11 protein-coding genes and 1 other annotated feature (1 of these 12 running past the window's edge) are annotated in these 15,460 nt (G+C 36.5%); of the genes, 5 read left to right on the plus strand and 6 right to left on the minus strand.

The window, feature by feature from the left end:
- Nucleotides 1–35 (minus strand) — a binding site (T-box leader); it reaches 194 nt to the left of the window's first position.
- A gap of 300 nt (nucleotides 36–335) precedes the next feature.
- On the plus strand, nucleotides 336–1,223 hold the full coding sequence (locus tag ACTDJC_RS10240; protein ID WP_253628986.1) for a DMT family transporter: 888 nt from the start codon (nucleotides 336–338) through the stop codon (nucleotides 1,221–1,223).
- A gap of 50 nt (nucleotides 1,224–1,273) precedes the next feature.
- Here the strand turns inward: ACTDJC_RS10240 and ACTDJC_RS10245 are convergent, their stop codons facing one another.
- The 5 genes from ACTDJC_RS10245 to ACTDJC_RS10265 all read right to left on the minus strand — a co-directional run bounded on the left by ACTDJC_RS10245 (nucleotide 1,274) and on the right by ACTDJC_RS10265 (nucleotide 7,338).
- Entirely contained in the window at nucleotides 1,274–2,749 is a 1,476-nt protein-coding gene (locus tag ACTDJC_RS10245) for an RNA-guided endonuclease InsQ/TnpB family protein (protein ID WP_440603306.1), read from the minus strand.
- Between the two features lie 437 nt (nucleotides 2,750–3,186).
- Nucleotides 3,187–3,819, minus strand: a complete 633-nt coding sequence (locus ACTDJC_RS10250) for a VC0807 family protein (protein ID WP_440603307.1) — start codon at nucleotides 3,817–3,819, stop codon at nucleotides 3,187–3,189.
- Nucleotide 3,820: 1 nt separating this feature from the next.
- The gene (locus ACTDJC_RS10255) at nucleotides 3,821–5,179 is read right to left on the minus strand and encodes a carotenoid oxygenase family protein (protein ID WP_440603308.1); all 1,359 of its coding nucleotides are present in this window, start codon (nucleotides 5,177–5,179) and stop codon (nucleotides 3,821–3,823) included.
- Between the two features lie 212 nt (nucleotides 5,180–5,391).
- Nucleotides 5,392–5,610, minus strand: a complete 219-nt coding sequence (locus ACTDJC_RS10260; RefSeq protein ID WP_440603309.1) for a hypothetical protein — start codon at nucleotides 5,608–5,610, stop codon at nucleotides 5,392–5,394.
- A 228-nt stretch (nucleotides 5,611–5,838) separates the two neighbouring features.
- On the minus strand, nucleotides 5,839–7,338 hold the full coding sequence (locus ACTDJC_RS10265) for a malate:quinone oxidoreductase (RefSeq protein WP_440603310.1): 1,500 nt from the start codon (nucleotides 7,336–7,338) through the stop codon (nucleotides 5,839–5,841).
- Nucleotides 7,339–8,481: 1,143 nt separating this feature from the next.
- Between ACTDJC_RS10265 and ACTDJC_RS10270 the strand changes: the two genes are divergently transcribed.
- Nucleotides 8,482–11,337, plus strand: coding sequence for a 2-oxoglutarate dehydrogenase E1 component (locus ACTDJC_RS10270; RefSeq protein WP_098310766.1), 2,856 nt, complete (start codon nucleotides 8,482–8,484; stop codon nucleotides 11,335–11,337).
- Nucleotides 11,338–11,442: 105 nt separating this feature from the next.
- Nucleotides 11,443–12,690 carry a 2-oxoglutarate dehydrogenase complex dihydrolipoyllysine-residue succinyltransferase gene (gene odhB / locus ACTDJC_RS10275; protein ID WP_098310765.1) on the plus strand — a complete coding sequence of 416 codons (1,248 nt, stop codon included), beginning with the start codon at nucleotides 11,443–11,445 and terminating at the stop codon, nucleotides 12,688–12,690.
- A gap of 47 nt (nucleotides 12,691–12,737) precedes the next feature.
- Here the strand turns inward: odhB and ACTDJC_RS10280 are convergent, their stop codons facing one another.
- Entirely contained in the window at nucleotides 12,738–13,307 is a 570-nt protein-coding gene (locus ACTDJC_RS10280; protein ID WP_429718641.1) for a helix-turn-helix domain-containing protein, read from the minus strand.
- A 192-nt stretch (nucleotides 13,308–13,499) separates the two neighbouring features.
- Here ACTDJC_RS10280 and ACTDJC_RS10285 point away from each other — a divergent pair, with 192 nt between their 5' ends.
- Together ACTDJC_RS10285 and ACTDJC_RS10290 are read left to right on the plus strand one after the other, a co-directional pair.
- Nucleotides 13,500–14,426 carry a DMT family transporter gene (locus ACTDJC_RS10285; RefSeq protein WP_098310763.1) on the plus strand — a complete coding sequence of 309 codons (927 nt, stop codon included), beginning with the start codon at nucleotides 13,500–13,502 and terminating at the stop codon, nucleotides 14,424–14,426.
- 58 nt (nucleotides 14,427–14,484) lie between these two features.
- Nucleotides 14,485–15,315, plus strand: a complete 831-nt coding sequence (locus tag ACTDJC_RS10290; RefSeq protein WP_440603311.1) for a hypothetical protein — start codon at nucleotides 14,485–14,487, stop codon at nucleotides 15,313–15,315.
- The last annotated feature ends 145 nt before the right edge of the window (nucleotides 15,316–15,460 follow it).

The following is a 15,460-nucleotide window of genomic DNA, read 5'->3' on the forward strand; positions in this document are numbered from 1 at the left end:
ATAAGCACTACTTATATTCCCTTCATTGCTCAATTATATTTCAATTTATATGACGTAGTTACGTTCTTTAGTAAGTATGTTTTGTATTATAGGGGTTGCATTAATATTCTGTCAATGATTTTAAGCAATATTTATTTAGTATGTTTTACTAAAGGAGGTCACGTATGTAACTCATCAACGAATCTGCGAAGTAACAACTCCTGATAATAATAGGTTATGTTAACTTTATATGGAAGATTTTTATTTTTTTATTCCAAATATTTAGAATTAACATTAAAATAAATAATAGGAGAGGGGTTATGAAATAACAAATTATAAATAACGAGGAGATAGAGATGAAAATACAATTAAAAGCTGATTTAATGCTACTAATGGTTACATTTTTTTGGGGTGCATCCATCTTACTTACAAAGGTTGGCCTCAATTACATAGAAGAATATAATTTAATCGCATTACGTTTTATTATTGCTTTTCTTTTGTCAGGTATAGTATTTTACAAGCATTTAATCAAAATTGATTTTAAAACTGTAAAATATGCGTTTATATTAGCTTCTATTTTGTTTGTAGTTTATGTTTTTGCGACTTTTGGCACAAAGTATACAACTGTTTCTAATGCCGGTTTCTTAATGAGTCTCACAGTCATCTTTATTCCAGTGCTATCATCTATATTTTTAAAGCAAAGACCTGAAAAAAAAGTTGTATTGGGAATTGTTTTAACCATAGTAGGAATAGGATTATTAACGTTAAATAGCGAATTTAAGATAGCTTCTGGTGATATATTATGTATCTTATGTGCTTTATTTTATGCAGTTCATGTCATCGTTACTGGAACAATGACTAAGCATGTTAATTCAATTGCCCTTGGGATATTACAACTAGGTTTTGTTGGTCTATTTAGTATCATTTTCTCAATGTTTATGGAAACCCCAAAACTTCCTGACACTGTTGAATCATGGTCTTCAATCTTAGCCTTAAGCATATTTTGTACAGCAATAGCTTTCATTGTTCAAGTTATTGCACAGCAATATACCAGCCCTACACATACAGGTCTTATTTTTTCATTAGAACCTGTTTTTTCTGCAGGTTTTGCTTTCTTTTTCACGGGTGAAACTCTCACATTTAAAGGTTACTTAGGTGCAACACTCATATTATTAAGTGTATTAATTGCTGAACTAGATTTTAAAGATTTATTAAAACTAAATTATAAGAAAAATATGGAATGAATACTCCCCCACTTAGCAGAGCTGGAAGTGGGGGTTTCTAACGTTTCGACCTAACGGACGATTAACGTTAGTGGAGTTAACACACTGGCGAGCTGTTTCACGCCTAACCCCTCTATCCCGTTTGTCCATGCATTCGGGAATGCTTTTCGTAAAATATTAGCCGCAGCGTTTACGTCTGCATTAATGAAGATTCCCTTCGCAGAACGATACATACCACGCTTGATTCGTTTTCCTGAAAAAGTTGCATGCTTGTCATTTGTTCTATACGTTGGAATGAAGTCATAATCCAAAAAACTTGCTTTGGATGTATACGATTCTTCAATTACAATCACTTCGATACCTACTTTTTTTGCTTTATATGTAATCATTTGAATCAATACACTGTGTGGGATATGACAAAACGTTTGGTTCTGTTTCTTTCCCATATCCGTTTCCTGTTTCCAATTTTTGTTCTGACCAACCACGATTTTGCAAATTCTCTCTTCCTGCGCTCGTTTTACAATCTCATGACTTGCCTTATGAAAAAGATCTTTGATTTTCAGATAACGTTTTTGATGAAGTTTTTCTAATCTTTTCGAAGTATAAGGTCCTTCGTTTGTTTGTTTCCCTTGTCGAAGAACACTTGTAAAATCACTCTTTAATTTGTTGTAGAATTGATTGATGCTTTTGATCTGCTTGCCCTTCACAAGAACAGGTTTCATACCTGTGTTTGTGACAATAGTTGCAAGGTTATCAATGCCTAAATCAATTCCCATATAACGTCCATTCTCTTCAACGGATGATATTTTGGAAGGAGCATCTACCACCAATTCCACTACATATGCATGATATTTAGGAATCACACGAACTTGTTTCAGTTTGCCTTTGGCGCAACCTAATTTTCCAATATTTAATTGGTATTTTGTCTTTGGAAATTTTAAAAAGGTATGATGTTTAATGACACAGTCTTGGTTTGTATACAGCACCTCCTTTTCCACAGAACGAATATATTTGGGAATTCTCGGTTTTCCTGTATATTTGTTTGGATTTTGTTGATAATCTCGTAAGCTTGAAAAAAAGGAATGCCAGTTTTGAAATACAGTTTTCATGATGGATTGACTGGATTGTGTAGGTAAAGAACGATAATCTTTTTGAAGCATAGCTTTAAACAAGGCATCTAGAAAATAATAATCTACATGAGGATTTTCTTTCGTAGGTTTGGAAAACAAATTGCATTTGATTTCTTTCTGCTTTTCTTTCGGTTTCATCTTCTCTTTTGCTAATTTCTTTCGATAGGCAAGAAGCTGCGTATCATTCATCTTTTCGATATATTGATCTATCATATCCAACACTTCTTTTTGTAGGGGCTGTAACTCTTTTTCTTGTGTCAGTCCTGTATACACCTGACGTATATAAAAGTTGGTCGTATTGTACATATTCTTGGCATTCTGACAAGATTCTTGAAAGTAAGCATACATACGATGTCCTTTTTTAATCCAAATTTGAAATGTTTGATAGTTGGATTGTTGTTCCTGATTCTTTTTCATCTTTTCACCTCCTTCTTAAGAAGATTATACCAAGAAGGAACGTATGTTTCTATTATTTTCTGAAAATAAGATACACTTTTTCGATTCACCTCGCCACCTTCACGTACGTTTAGAGGTGGGAGTCCTCTCGAAAGGTATGATAGATATTACGCCATAGTAGATAAAGTGAAACTTCCATCAGTGGGGGTCTTACTGCCCAAAAATAGCGGGATAAAATACAAGCCACGTTGAGAATATTCATTTATATCATTTTAATTCTCCTAATCTAGATTTACTTCGAGTAAGACTGACTATGTGAATGAAAAAGAGCGCCCCTCTTCGATTCGGGCGCTCTTTTCGTTATGAACGGCTAAATAATCGCTTCCACCATGATTTCTTTTCTTCAACTGCATAAGATGATTATCATGTTCGTAGAAAGATACACCGTATCTATCATTCTATACTCTTTTGGTTGGATCTATTTTTTGACGTGATTTTCTGCGATACATAACGGTCCAAATGATTGCAAGTCCTATGAATCCATACGTGACTAAACTAGAGATTGCTAAAAACGTAGATACTGAAAGGCTATAGACAAGCACCACTTTCAGCAATGCTTCCCCTAATAAAACAATCCCCCACCCTGCTGTCATGATTCGCAATACTTTACGAAAGTAAGCATTGTTCCACTTATCAGCAAAAGCCGCCTGTTCTTTTTGCGTTTTTCCGACAGTAAACCGTAAGGCGAAATAATAAATTAGCGGTCTTCGAGTGATAAGAGAGCCAAGAAAAATTAATCCCATAACTCCTGTGACAAAGGATTCTCGAACCAAAATAAGTTTTTCGTCTCCGCCAATGAGAGCAGCCAGAATTCCAAGAATAAATCCGACTAACATAAATACTGCAAATGCATCCCATTTTCTATACTTCAGAAAATAGATTATAGTTTCTACTAAAGGAATCATTGTGGCAATTATGAGCGCTGTGATGTTCGACACATGGCCTAATAACAACTCGTAAACTAAAATGGGCAATGCCGCATTAATAAGTAAAGAAAGGATAATTCCACGTACAATTTGTTTTCGTTCCATGTTACATCCCCTCCTCTGCATAGATCCCATGAAATCCAAATGGAATATGATGAGGAACCTCTGCTCTTCCGATTTCATCCATGGTTTGAGCATCTAAAACCAATAAAAATGAACGTCCTTGAATTCCGCTAAGAACCACTGATAGTAAAATCCCCTCATCCTCTTTAGTGCCGTTAGGTGTAGCCACAAATACTGGTTCACCAGGATAACAATCTTCTTGAGACCAAATCTTATTCTCCCCTGTATGGGTATCAATTTTAATCAACTGATTATCCATATTCTCTGGGTGAAGAAGACTTGTACTTACACCATAAGCGTATCGATAATTTTGTCCATTGTACCTTTGGTAGTGAATTGATGGCAGTTCAATACTTTCTGATGATAAAATCTCTTCCACTGCAGCAGAACGACCTTCCTCTAAAATATAACGCTTAAATTGAGGGTGGGATCCGATTTGAGAATCGCCTGTAAGCTGATCAATGGAAAGATTCGTAACAGCTGAAGCTTCTTTTGAAATACACGCATCGATAATAACATCCTTACCTTGCTCAAACGCATTGATTACGTGAAAACCAAAACCCGCTTGGCTTTCCACTATGCGATGCAACTTTCCGTCCGCTTTACTGACAACGAGAAAACGTAAACCCTGTTCTGGCTTCCAAGTTAAACTATCTGTGAAATTCTTACCCGTCATTAACAACATGGGCTGAATGATTAAAGGAAATTCCAACAAAATAATATAATGATTTGTAATCGCAAAACTATGCATATAACCTGGTCGATCTGTTTCAATACTTCCAATTAATTTTCTGCGTGCTGTCATAGGATCGATAGTGTAAATATGGTAGTATGTTGTTCTTCCAAACTGAATAGTAAAATTGATGAGTTGACCACTGTGAGGATCTAAATGAGGATGAGCTGTAGTCATATGAGCTGGAATATTATCTTGAAATTGGTAGACACCTATAGTATTTAAAGTTAGCGGATCAAATTCGACCATCCCAGGCGATTCGGTTAAAGCCAGAAAATGATGGTCCATTTTCATAATATTAACGTTAGTGTTATTACTGCCTCTTGCGGTTCCAGTTGATCCAAAGCCAGCCACTTGTTCTCCCGCTTCCATTACATGATGATAGGCTTCGGTTCGTAGGAAGCGATTTGTATATGACACATTTCCATGACGAAACGAAAACTTATGGATCATCGCTAATCCATCGAACCAATGTCCACCTGTAAAGTGGGCAGGACCATTTCGAAACAGACTACCAGACAGCCATATAGGAATCTGTCCTTGAATTGGTAAGCTTCCAATATCCACTTCTTTATTTAAACTACTTAACCCTTTTTGAAAGGTATTCAATTCACATTCCTCCTTAAAATAACATACGTAGTATGCGAATAAAAAAGTCATGCAAGCTTTTTTGTAAATCTTGATGAAGTATTTGCTGAACGCGTATTCCTTAAGAAAGAACCATAAAAGTCATAAAATCGATCATCGGTTTAGTTTTATTACACAAACCGCCGATCGGTTGATCAATGAAAGTTTTTCATCAAATTTCTAACAAGTTAATATTACATTGAATGAAAACTCCCACCACTTATCTCCTTCGGATCTTGAAGTGGGGGTTTTTTCATCCCCCACTGATGGTTAGTTGAACCAATCGGGCGCATGCCAGCAGTTATCCCCCACCTCTCTTCCTCGTTTCTCTTTGAATCTTGAGGTGGGAATCTTACTGCCCAAAAATAGCGGGATAAAAATACAGTCACGTTAAAAATATTCATTTGTATCATTTTAATTCTCCTAATCTAGATCTATTCTGAATTAAAAAGAGCGCCCATCTTCGGCGCTCTTTTCATTATGAACGGCTTTACACCAGCGCCAATGTACACGTAGACACTAAATACAGCCCTTTCTACAAGAAAAGCGAGCATTTCTGCTCGCCTTTGTTATTATTTCATTCCCATTTGTCCTTTAGAAGACGCTTTACCATAAATACCTTTGTTTCTACATCCAAAGAATTAACTACAGACCGGTTCTTTTTCGTTTAGACCAAGCGTCTGCGCTGTTGAAGTATGAATTTCTTGGAAAAGCTCTGGGTTTTCCACTAGAGACACGCCATAAGAAGGAATCATTTCTTTTATTTTCGATTCCCACTCTTTCATATATTGCGGGAAGCATTTTTCTAATACCTCAAGCATAACGTGAACAGCAGTAGAAGCACCCGGAGAAGCTCCGAGCAATGCAGCTATCGAGCCATCAGCGGCACTAACAACTTCCGTACCAAATTGAAGTGTTCCTTTACCGGCATTAGTATCTTTGATAACTTGCACACGTTGACCCGCTACCACTATATCCCAATCCTCACTTTTGGCATTCGGAATAAACTCGCGTAATTCTTCCATGCGCTTTTCATTCGATAACATAACTTGCTGGATCAGGTATTTTGTCAATGACATCTCTTTTACGCCCGCCGCCAACATAGTGAAGACATTATTCGGTTTTACGGAACCTATCAAATCAAAATTTGAACCAGTTTTTAAGAACTTTGGTGAGAAGCCAGCAAACGGTCCAAACAGCAATGTTTTTTTGTTGTCGATATATCTTGTATCAAGATGCGGAACAGACATTGGAGGAGCACCAACCTTAGCTTTACCGTATACTTTTGCATGATGCTGCGCTGCAACTTCCGGATTGTTACATACCATAAATAGTCCGCTTACCGGGAACCCTCCAATATGTTTTGACTCAGGAATACCAGTTTTTTGTAGTAAAGGCAGACTTCCGCCCCCACCGCCGATAAAGACGAATTTTGCAGTATGGTATTCGATTTTACCGCTATCGATATCATGCACTTTCACTTCCCACGAGTCGTCGCTAGTACGTTTAATATCCTCAACACTATGCTTGTAGTTTATCTCGACGTTTTTACTCTGTAAGTAGTCAAACAGCATGCGTGTTAAAGCACCAAAGTTGACATCCGTTCCAGAGTCGATGTTTGTTGCCGCTATCGGTTCATTCGATGTACGGCCTTCCATGATAAGCGGAATCCATTCCTTCAATTTTTCAGGGTCATCGGAAAATTCCATTCCTTGAAACAGAGGATTTTTTGAAAGCGCTTCAAAACGTTTTTTCAAAAACGTTACATTTTTTTCCCCTTGTACTAAACTCATATGAGGTATTGGCATAATAAAGTCCTGCGGATTACGAATCAGATTGCTGTTTACAAGATAAGACCAAAACTGTCTTGAAAGCTGAAACTGTTCATTAATTTTTATAGCTTTGCTAATATCTATAGATCCGTCAGATTTTTCAGATGTATAGTTAAGCTCGCACAGTGCAGCATGGCCCGTACCCGCATTATTCCATTCGTTAGAGCTTTCTTCTCCTGCATTTGCGAGTTTCTCAAACACTTTGATTTCCCATTCAGGTACTAACTCTTTCAGTAATGATCCCAAAGTCGCGCTCATGACTCCGGCACCAATTAAGATAACGTCTGTTTTCTTCTGTATTTTGCTCATTATAACCTTCCCCATCCCCTATATTTGCAAAAAAGAGTAGGCGTTCCTGCTTAGCTGTCACCAAAAGCAAGGCGACACCTAGACCCCACCTAGGAACACATCTTTTCTGTCTCAATTATAACCATATCATATCATATTCTATTATAATTATTTATGGGGTAAAATATCTACTATTATCTGATAATTATATACTATTTATAACTGATAAAAAAGTGAAAATTCCATTCACAAGGCCCTAGGAACACACAAAAGTCAAGGCCTTAACTCCGCTTCTGGTAAGGATTAAGACTTTGGTTTGCCGTTACCAGTGACCGACACCCTCTAATTTTCGCCGTTACTTGTGGTATGTTTCTCCGCACTTAATAGAGAGTAAAACGTTTAAAAAGGAAACTTTAGTTAGTTTAAATGTATAATACTTTACATTCTCTCAAAAATATCCATATCATCTATAAGCTCGATTTTTCACAATCTGACCCTTTAATGGAGCAACATATTTGATATTCTCAAACAACTTTATTGTACAAACCAATATTTTGATTAGCCTTTTTTATAATCGGTTAAACTTTGTTTTAAACGGTCGAACTTTATTTCAAATCCACATTTCCTCTTTTATTATCTCTATTCATTTACACAACTATTTGTTCAAACTATCATAGAATATTACATCTAAAAAATATAATTTTTTCTATAGATAATTTAACATTTCTCTCCTTTTAATCTAGCACCTATTCTTCATCTCTCAATAAATAAAAAATTAACAATCAATTCTAAATTTTATCTTTTTTCCTATTATACTTTGTTATATTGTTGTATAATATTTTTGAAAGCGTTTATTATTTTAATATACATAATTTAAAACGTTTTTATTTGAACATTCATACATTCCAGACTATTTATGGTTGGTAATTCAATTCCAATTTATCACAATGTATGTAGCGATTTTATCGCACTGATTTACTTAATAATAGGAGTAATCCTCTGGGTGATAAGTAATTGTGAATGTTTTTTTACAAAACAGATAAGTAATAACGTTTTGTATTATGTAAATTATCGTAATAACATAAGAAATATAAAATGAATTGCACTCGTTACTATTTCATTCATATTGAAAGAAACAGCCTAACGAGTAGGAGGTTTTGTCAAATGACGACGAAGAATACAAATACAAACAACCCGTGGGCTAAGTTCCATGGTCCTAACCTTGGCTATGTCATTGAACAGTACGATCGTTATGTAGCTCAGGAAGGTTCTGTTGATCCGGAGTTAGAAGAGCTTTTTGCAAGATGGGGCGCTCCTCCTTTTCATGCAGATTTTACAAATGTAAACAGCAATGTCTCTAATTTTTCTTCTCAAAACAATACAGATATAGAAAAAGTTCTAAAAGCTGCAAAGGTTTTAGAAAATATTCGTTCATACGGTCACCTATCTGCACATATTAATCCGCTGGAGGAAAAAGTGGATGGGCAGTTTTCTTTAGAGGGACTAGGCGAAAATGATTTGAAAGCGATTTCAGCGAAAATGGTTTGGGCAAACGCACCTGCAGATGTTCAAACAGCATTTGATGCGGTTAATAGATTAAAAGATGTTTATTCAAAATCTTTAGCTTATGAGTTCGCTCATGTGCACGATAGCGAAGAACGCGCATGGCTGCAAGAAATGGTGGAATCAACTTCTCTGTATCATCCATTATCAAACGAAAAACGAATTGCAGTCTTAAAACGTTTAACAGCAGTCGAAGGTTTCGAGCAATTTTTGCATAAAACATTTGTTGGTCAAAAACGCTTTTCTATAGAAGGCGTTGACATGCTTGTCCCTATGCTTGATGAAATTATTTCTGAAGGCGCTAAGGGCGGCGTGAAAGATATTATGATTGGTATGGCTCACCGCGGACGTCTAAGCGTACTCGCTCATACATTAGAAAAACCTTACAGTCACATGTTTACTGAATTTAAGCATTCAGCACCGATGCAAGACAAGGACAAAAACAATGTCGGCTGGACGGGAGATGTTAAGTATCATTTAGGTAAAGAGCAATTAATTGACTCTGATGGTTCTCTTACTCGAGTTACATTAGCTAATAACCCAAGTCACTTAGAATTTGTAGACCCAGTTATTGAAGGTTTTGCACGTGCTGCTCAAGAGAATCGACAACAAGCAGGTTATCCTGAACAAGATGTTTCTAAATCTTTTGCAATTTTAGTGCATGGTGATGCTGCTTTCCCTGGTCAAGGTATCGTACCTGAGACGCTGAACTTAAGCAGACTGAAAGGTTATCAAACAGGCGGCACAATTCATATTATCGCCAATAATGCAGTCGGATTCACAACTGATAGTTCTGATTCCCGTTCTACAAGATATTCTAGTGACCTTGCGAAAGGCTTTGATATTCCGATTGTGCACGTAAATGCTGATGACCCTGAAGCTTGTCTTATTGCAGCTACTCTTGCTTTCCAATACCGTACGCTGTTCAAAAAGGATTTCCTAATTGACTTAATCGGATATCGCCGCTTTGGTCATAACGAAATGGATGATCCAGCAGTTACACAACCGAAAGTATATAAAAAGGTTAGCAAGCATCCTACTGTAAGAGCTTTATACGCTGAGCAATTACAAACAAAAGGAATTCTACATGTAGAAGAAGTTGAAACAATTACGCAATTCGTGCAAGAGCATTTGAAAGCTGAATATGCTCAAGTTTCTTCAGATAAAAAAGAAGTAAGTGCTAATATTCCAGTTCCAGAAGTAGTTGCAAATGGAATTCCACAAATGATGACAGGTATTCCATTAGAAACACTTCAAGAATTAAACACGAGTCTTCTGCAATGGCCGGAAGGTTTTAACGTATATCCAAAGTTGAAAAAAATTCTTGAACGCCGTGAGAGTGCATTTAAAGATGGTGGTAAGCTAGAATGGGCAAATGCCGAGGCGTTAGCGTTTGCTTCGATTTTACAGGACGGTACGCCAATTCGTCTAACAGGACAGGATTCAGAGCGCGGTACATTCGCACAGCGTCACATTGTACTACATGATACAGAAACGAATGAAACATATTCACCAATGCACCGTCTACCACAAGCTCGCGCTTCCTTCGCGGTTCATAATAGTCCGCTTTCAGAAGCTGCTGTTGTAGGATTTGAATATGGCTATAACGTATTTTCTCCTGAAACACTTACAATGTGGGAAGCACAATACGGAGATTTCTCTAACACAGCACAAGCATTGTTCGACCAATTTGTTTCAGCAGGAAGAGCAAAATGGGGACAAAGATCTGGACTTGTACTACTCCTTCCTCACGGTTATGAGGGTCAAGGTCCTGAGCATTCCAGCGCTCGTCCAGAACGTTTCTTACAGCTTGCTGCAGAGAATAACTGGACAGTTGCAAACTTAACAAGTGCAGCGCAATATTTCCATATCCTGCGCCGCCAAGCAGCAAGTCTTGGAACAGACTTTGTAAGACCATTAGTAATTATGACGCCAAAGAGCTTGTTACGTCATCCACTTACATCTTCACCTGCTTCTGAGCTAAGTGAAGGCAGCTTCCAAACTGTTCTAGAGCAACCGAACCTTGGAACAGATGCAAGTAAAGTGAAACGTCTTGTATTAACTACAGGTAAGATGGCAATCGACTTAGCAGTAGATGTTGAATCTAACAAACAAGAGCATAATCTAGATGAAGTGCATATCGTTCGCGTTGAACAACTGTATCCATTCCCTAAAGAAAAAATCCAAGCAATCGCTCAGCGTTATGAAAACTTGGAAGAAATCGTATGGGTACAAGAAGAACCAAGAAATATGGGCGCTTGGCACTATATCGCACCAATTCTATTCGAACTTGCTTCTGGCAATATGAAAGTGAACTATATTGGACGTCCGGACCGTTCAAGTCCATCAGGCGGCGATCCACATGTTCATAGAAAAGAGCAAGAGTTAATTATTAATCAAACACTTAATATCAATTTCAAGTTACAAGAAGAACAAGACTTCGTTCACAATAAGTAATAAAGTATTCCCATGAATGGGGGGCGTTCCCCCATTCATGTTTAGAGAAGATTATCACAAAACATATCAAATCAATTGTTAGGCAAATAGGGGAGGACATTTAAAATGATTGAAATTAAAGTACCTGAGCTTGCAGAATCTATTACAGAAGGAACTATTTCTCAATGGCTTATCAACGTAGGTGAAAAAGTTGAAAAAGGCGCAAGCGTTGTTGAGCTTGAAACAGATAAAGTCAATGTAGAAATCATTGCAGAAGATTCAGGTATTGTATCACAACTACTAGGAGAACCTGGAGACACAGTTGAAATTGGTGATGTTATCGCAATTTTAGATGCAAACGGAACTGCAGTAAGTACACCTGCTCCAGAGCAACCAAAACAAGAAGTTACTGAAGCGCCAAAAGCTGAGGCTCCAAGTGCAGCACCAAATAAAACACCTTTACAAGGCCTTCCAAATACGGATCGTCCTATCGCATCACCTGCTGCTAGAAAAATGGCACGTGAATTAGGAATCGACTTAAATGAAGTACGCAGCACTGATCCACTTGGCCGTGTAAGACCGCATGATGTACAAGCACATGCTACTGCGCCAAAAGAACAACCAAAACAAGAAAAACAAAGTCCAAAACCAGCTGCAACTACTGAGTTTGAAAAACCAGTTGAGCGCGTAAAAATGTCCCGCCGCCGTCAAACAATTGCAAATCGTCTTGTAGAAGTTCAACAAACGGCTGCAATGTTAACAACATTTAACGAAGTTGATATGACAGCTATCATGGAATTACGTAAAGAACGTAAAGATGCATTTGAAAAGAAACATGATGTTCGTCTTGGCTTCATGTCATTCTTCACAAAAGCAGTTGTAGCAGCACTAAAACAATTCCCATTATTAAATGCTGAAATTCAAGGTGATGAGCTTATCATTAAGAAATTCTATGATATCGGAATCGCTGTAGCAGCTCCAGATGGATTAGTTGTTCCTGTTGTACGTGATGCAAACCAATTAAACTTCGCTGAAATTGAGAGCGAAATTAGCAATCTTGGTAAAAAAGCTCGTGATAACAAACTTACACTGAAAGAACTACAAGGTGGAACATTCACAATTACAAACGGAGGCGTGTTCGGTTCTCTTATGTCAACACCAATCCTAAACAGCCCACAAGTAGGTATTCTCGGTATGCATAAAATCCAAGTAAGACCAGTTGCGATTGATGCAGAACGCATGGAAAATCGTCCAATGATGTACCTTGCTTTATCTTATGACCACCGCATTGTAGATGGAAAAGAGGCTGTTAGCTTCCTTGTTGCGGTTAAAGAAATGCTTGAAGATCCAAAATCACTATTACTAGAAGGTTGATCATTTTATAGATTGTAGAACCCCCTTGCATTTGCAAGGGGGTTTTCTTAATTTCTACTTCCATAAGAAGGTGCCGTTAAAACAAACAAAACATTCACCATATCCTCAGTCTCATTTTTAAACTTGTGCTTCATAAAAGGCGGAATTCGAATGACATCTCCTTCTTGTAAAACATACTCTTCCCCCTCAAGTACAACACAAGCTGTTCCTCTCATGATAATGGCAATCTCTTCTTTATTGTGCTTGTAGTGGCTTTCTGTCGTTTGTGAATTTGGATTTAAATCCATCATTAATATTTCTACATTTGCTTTCATAAAATCTGGAGTTAATATATCGTAGACAATATGTTCATTATTCGAACGATACACCTTTTTTCGTTCCTCTTTTCTGACAATCAATGATTCATGGTCAATATCATTTACAAATAATGTGAACAGCGGTACATTTAAAGCTTTTGCAATTATTTTTAATATATTTAATGAAGGATTTGCAATTCCTCTTTCTAATTGACTAATTAAAGATGTACTTATGCCTGTTATTTCCGAAAATTCTCGTATACTATATCCCTTACTTTTTCTATATTCTAAAATTGTATTCCCTAAACTATAGTTTGACATCATACAGCTCCTGATCGATTTTATTATTTTCATACAAATATACGATTACCGTTTAACATACTAAACATCGTCTTAATATATTGAACACTACACTCTCTGTTATATATACTATGATTAGTTAATTATAATAAACATTGTACAAAATAATAAACACTACATTTCCAAACTTTGAATAAATAGGAGGACTTTACTTTGAATCAACCACGCGCTCTTTTACTTTATTTTTTATTATTTTTCGGAGTTTTTGCTCTTTCAACATCAGCTATATTTGTAAAACTTTCTAGCGCTCCTGCACCTGTTATAGCCTTTTATCGGATGCTGTTCTCTACTATCCTTATATTACCTATGTTCTATTTTAATAAAAATGCTATGCAGGAAATTAGACATTTAACAAAAAAACAATGGATGCTAGGTAGCCTGTCTGGAGTTTTTCTTGCTATTCATTATATACTTTGGTTTGAATCTTTACGTTTTACATCTGTAGCAAGTTCAACTGTACTTGTTACACTTCAACCCTTATTCGCCTTCGTTGGAGGGTACTTCCTTTTTGGAGAAAGATTAAGAGGCCTTGCAATTGGAGGTGGAATATTTGCTGTTGCTGGTAGTTTTGTAATTGGCTGGGGAGATTTCAAAATCGGCGGTACAGCCTTATTTGGCGACATTCTTGCCTTGCTCGGAGCTGCTATGATAACAGCTTATTTCTTAATCGGACAACACTTAAGAAAAAGTTTATCCCTATTCCCTTATACCTTTATTGGTTATGCAACTAGTTCCTTATTCCTATTTGGATATTCGTTTACTCTAGGATATCCTCTAACAGGTCACTCATCATATGACTGGCTATGGTTCTTTTGTTTAGCATTTATTTCAACATTACTTGGGCAAACAATTTTTAATTGGCTCATTAAATGGCTCAATACTTCAACGATCTCAATGAGTATATTAGGTGAACCAGTTGGGACATGTGTATTAGCTTATTTTATTCTGCATGAGGTAGTTACTGTTCAGCAATTGGTAGGGTCTAGTATTATATTAACGGGTATCTTTTTATTCTTAATGTACAATAAACCTGTAAAGTTAGAAAACAAAACGAGACATACAAAAATAACAGTAGACTAACACTAAGAAATTATCGTAATCTACTATTTATAAACTAACATATAGACAAGGTGACAAAATGGAATTAGGAAACTTCTTTTTTAATACGCTTATTACAACCTTTATACAGTTAGCTTCGTTAGTAGGATGCATTATTTTAGTTGGACTTTTATTAGGATATTTAGAAAATCGTTCCCGAACATATTGGACAATGGCCTTTGGAAGAAATGGGTTCCTCTTAACTTCATGGATTGGAACACCCATTCACGAATTCGGGCATGCATTTATGTGTGTCTTGTTTCGACATAAAATCGTGGATATTCAGTGGTTTCCAACGAATACGAGTAACGGGTATTTAGGATATGTGCAGCACGAATATAATCCTAAAAGTATATATCAAAAAATAGGTAATTTCTTTATCGGCATTGCCCCTATTTTTTCTGGAATTGCCGCGCTAGTTGGTTTAATGTATTTTCTTACACCGCACTCATACGCGGCATTTATGAATGATATTGAAACAAATATTCAGCCAAACGGCGTCATGAGTAATATGATAAAAAGCACTGTTTTATCTTCTATCCTATTATTGAAAAGCCTTTTTACTATTAACAATCTATTAAATCCTTATTTTTGGCTATTTCTCATTCTTGCAATCTGTATCTCTACGCATATTGCCTTAAGTAAACCCGATATAAAAGGTGCATTAGATGGACTTATTACAATCTTCTTGTTCCTATTCCTTTTCAACGTTATAGGAGGCCTTCTTCATTTTGATAGTCATACAATTATCTCAAATATAGCGAAGTATAATGCTTACTTCCTTGCTTTTTCTAGCATCGCTATTTTATTTTCATGCATCACGCTTGCCATCAGCTATATTCTTTACAAGATAAAACGTAAATGCATCTAGATATTCACACACTAAAAAATAAGAGGAATTGCCCTTCATCTGACCCTTTTAGATTAGATGAAGGGCAATTTTTTTCATGTTTTGACAAGCAGCAGTGAGATGTTGAGAAATAAACAACAATAAAGTTAGTTATTGGAGTAGTATG

This window comes from Bacillus sp. GB_SG_008, assembly GCF_052038115.1.
Classification (GTDB): Bacteria; Bacillota; Bacilli; order Bacillales; family Bacillaceae_G; genus Bacillus_A; species Bacillus_A rhizoplanae.

Bases quoted from the DNA above. Each gene is read 5' to 3' on its own strand.
- ACTDJC_RS10240 (WP_253628986.1), top strand. From the start codon at position 336: ATGAAAATACAATTAAAAGCTGATTTAATGCTACTAATGGTTACATTT.
- ACTDJC_RS10245 (WP_440603306.1), bottom strand. From the start codon at position 2,749: ATGAAAAAGAATCAGGAACAACAATCCAACTATCAAACATTTCAAATT.
- ACTDJC_RS10250 (WP_440603307.1), bottom strand. From the start codon at position 3,819: ATGGAACGAAAACAAATTGTACGTGGAATTATCCTTTCTTTACTTATT.
- ACTDJC_RS10260 (WP_440603309.1), bottom strand. From the start codon at position 5,610: ATGATACAAATGAATATTTTTAACGTGACTGTATTTTTATCCCGCTAT.
- ACTDJC_RS10265 (WP_440603310.1), bottom strand. From the start codon at position 7,338: ATGAGCAAAATACAGAAGAAAACAGACGTTATCTTAATTGGTGCCGGA.
- ACTDJC_RS10270 (WP_098310766.1), top strand. From the start codon at position 8,482: ATGACGACGAAGAATACAAATACAAACAACCCGTGGGCTAAGTTCCAT.
- odhB (WP_098310765.1), top strand. From the start codon at position 11,443: ATGATTGAAATTAAAGTACCTGAGCTTGCAGAATCTATTACAGAAGGA.
- ACTDJC_RS10280 (WP_429718641.1), bottom strand. From the start codon at position 13,307: ATGTCAAACTATAGTTTAGGGAATACAATTTTAGAATATAGAAAAAGT.
- ACTDJC_RS10290 (WP_440603311.1), top strand. From the start codon at position 14,485: ATGGAATTAGGAAACTTCTTTTTTAATACGCTTATTACAACCTTTATA.